Origin of the sequence: Burkholderia sp. Se-20373 (assembly GCF_017104705.1) — a bacterium.
Lineage (GTDB): Bacteria > Pseudomonadota > Gammaproteobacteria > Burkholderiales > Burkholderiaceae > Burkholderia.
Window position 1 is genome coordinate 1 of sequence record NZ_JAAGPH010000307.1, and the last position, 2728, is coordinate 2728.

Below are 2728 nucleotides of genomic sequence, written 5' to 3' on the forward strand. Positions count from 1 at the left end.
GGCTTCCACCGCTACATGATGTTCACGCCGCGCGCACAGTTGCGCAACGGCTGGGCCGGCATGCGCTTCGCGATGACGGCCAACGGCCCCGGTGACGGCCCTCCGGAACAGATCATCGACGCCCCCACCGAGCTGCCGAGCAAGCGATGGGTGCATGTGGCCGTCACGCTATCGGGTTCGACCGGCACGATATACGTGGACGGCACGCCCGTCAGTACCAACACGGCGATGTTCCAGGCGCCGTTCCGCCTTGGCCCTACCACGCAGAACTGGCTGGGCAAATCGCAATACAGTGCCGACGCCACGTTCCGCGGCCTGATCGACGATTTCCGTATCTATCGCGGTGCGCTCGGCGCTGCGCAGATTGCATCGCTCATGACGAATTGATCACGCAGGGCCCGACGACGGGCCCTGCAATGGACCTCTTTCCTTAAGGACTTCTGATGACCGTGTTTTCTCAACGATGGATTGCCGCTGCGGCGATGGCGTGTACGTTATGGGGCTGTGATGGCGGATCCGACAGCGCGACAGGCGTGACCCATGCGGGTGCCAATGTCGCCGCCAATCGTAGTCAGGTCGGCGGAAATGGCAGCGGCAGCAACCTGCCGGCGGCCAGCTGGACCAGCGTCAAGTGGGGCGGCGGCGGCTACGTCACCGGCCTGATCTACCATCCAGCCAACGCGAGCCTGCTGTACGCACGCACCGACGTCGGCGGCGCGTATCGCTGGAACGCGACCAACTCGACGTGGACGCCCATCACCGACGGCATCGGTTTCGGCTCAGGCGAGGGTGATTTCCACGGCGTCGAAAGCCTTGCGCTCGACCCGAACAACGATCAGCTCGTTTACATGATGACCGGCATTACCGTGACGCAGGGTCACAACGGCCGCATCTACATCTCGAGCAACCGCGGCGACACCTGGACGCACTACGACCTGCCGTTCCCGGTGGGCGGCAACGACAACGGCCGCGCCACGGGCGAGCGCCTGCAGGTCGACCCGAACAATCCCTCGACGCTGTTCTACGGATCGCGCACGGCCGGCCTGTGGAAGAGTGCCGATTCCGGCCGCACCTGGGCGCAGGTCACGGGTCTGTCCTCCACCACGATCAGCGGCGGCAGCTCCCCGTTGGGCGTCGAGCAGGTCATCTTCGACACGTCGGGCAAGGGCGGCGGCCAGCCGACCTGGATCATGTGGGCCACCGTCGCCCCGGACTACGCCAACGCGGCGGGCCTGACGTCGACCCTGTACAAGTCCACCAACGGCGGCTTCTCGTGGACGCCGGTGCCCGTCCCCCCGACGGTGTCCGGCTACTACATCCCGCACGTCGTGCGCACGTCCGACGGCAACTTCTACGTGGTGTTCAACGCGGGCGTCGGCCAGGGCATCGGTGGTCCGAGCTATCTCTACAAGTTCGGCGGAAGTAACAACGGCAACTGGACGCTGCTCAACAGCTCCAGCAGCAACGGCTTTGGCGGCCTGTCCGTCTCCGGTCTGGGCGCGTCCGCCCGCATCGCACTGGGCATGACCGGCTGGAGCGACACCAGCAAGACCATCCAGCTATCCGACGACGGCGGCAGTACGTGGCGCGAAATCGAGGCCGGCATGCCGCACACCGGCACTGCCACGGGGGGCTGCGCCGGCTGGGTCGAGAGCGTCGCCATCGACCCGGCCAATCGCGATCACGTCATGCACGTCCACGGCGGCGGCATCTGCGAAACCATGAGCGCCTCGTCGCCCACGCCAACCTGGCGTCCCAAGGTCGACAACCTCGAGGAAACCGTGACGCTGGCGCTCGTCACGGCGCCGCCCGGCGCGTCGTACAACTTCATCAACAGCGCCGGCGACATCGGCACGTGGGTCAATACGGATCTCTCGACGAGGCCGACGAAAGGCCCGTTGAACACGTGGAGCAGCGGCAATTCGGCCGACATGTCGTGGTCCGATCCGACGTACATCGCCGCCGCGGGCGTCGACAACGCCAACGGCCATGCGACCAGGGGCTTCTGGTCCGGCGACAGCGGCAATAGCTGGTCGACGTTCGCGTCGCTGCCCGACGGCGCAGCGGCAAGCCAGAGCAACGTGGGCAACCTGGTCGTCCCGTCCCGCAACAACGTGACCTGGGCACCGCCGGACTCGGTGCCGTCGTACACGACAAACAATGGCGCCAGCTGGACGGCGACCAACCTGCCGGCGTTCAGTGCCACCTGGAACGGCTTCCCGCGTGCCTACCGCCTGGCCGCGGACCGCAAGAACCCGAACAAGGTCTATGCGTACGACTCCGGCGGCGCACCGTGGAGCTGGCAGCGCGGCAAGATCTACGTCTCGAGCGACGGTGGCCACACGTTCGCGCTCAGCCAGGGTTCGGTGAACGCGAACCTGGCCTGGAATGCGTGGGGGGATACGTCGATGGTGGTCAATCCGAACGCGGAGGGTGATCTCTGGCTGGCCGACGGCACGGCCGTGTACCACTCGGTGGACTCGGGGGCGACCTGGACGAAGCTCGGTGTCTTTGCATCGACCAATGGCACGCCGGGCGCCACCGTGATTGCCTTGGGCAGGGCACCGGCCGGTTCGCCGTACTCGGCCGCGGTTTATGTGGAAGGCACATTGAATGGCGTCTGGGGCATTTACCATTCCGACGACGGGGGTGCAACGTGGGCGCGCTTCAACGATGACGCGCACCAATTCGGCGGCTCGGGCGTGATGGCCGGCGACTGGAACACGTA

2 protein-coding genes are annotated in these 2728 nt (G+C 66.2%); both read left to right on the plus strand.

What is annotated here, in order from left to right; translation table 11 throughout:
• The coding region (locus tag G3N96_RS38270; RefSeq protein WP_206140449.1) for a LamG domain-containing protein at positions 1–387 on the plus strand (387 nt) is incomplete at its 5' end.
• Between the two features lie 56 nt (positions 388–443).
• On the plus strand, positions 444–2728 hold a 2285-nt coding region (locus tag G3N96_RS38275; protein ID WP_206140450.1), incomplete at its 3' end, for a dockerin.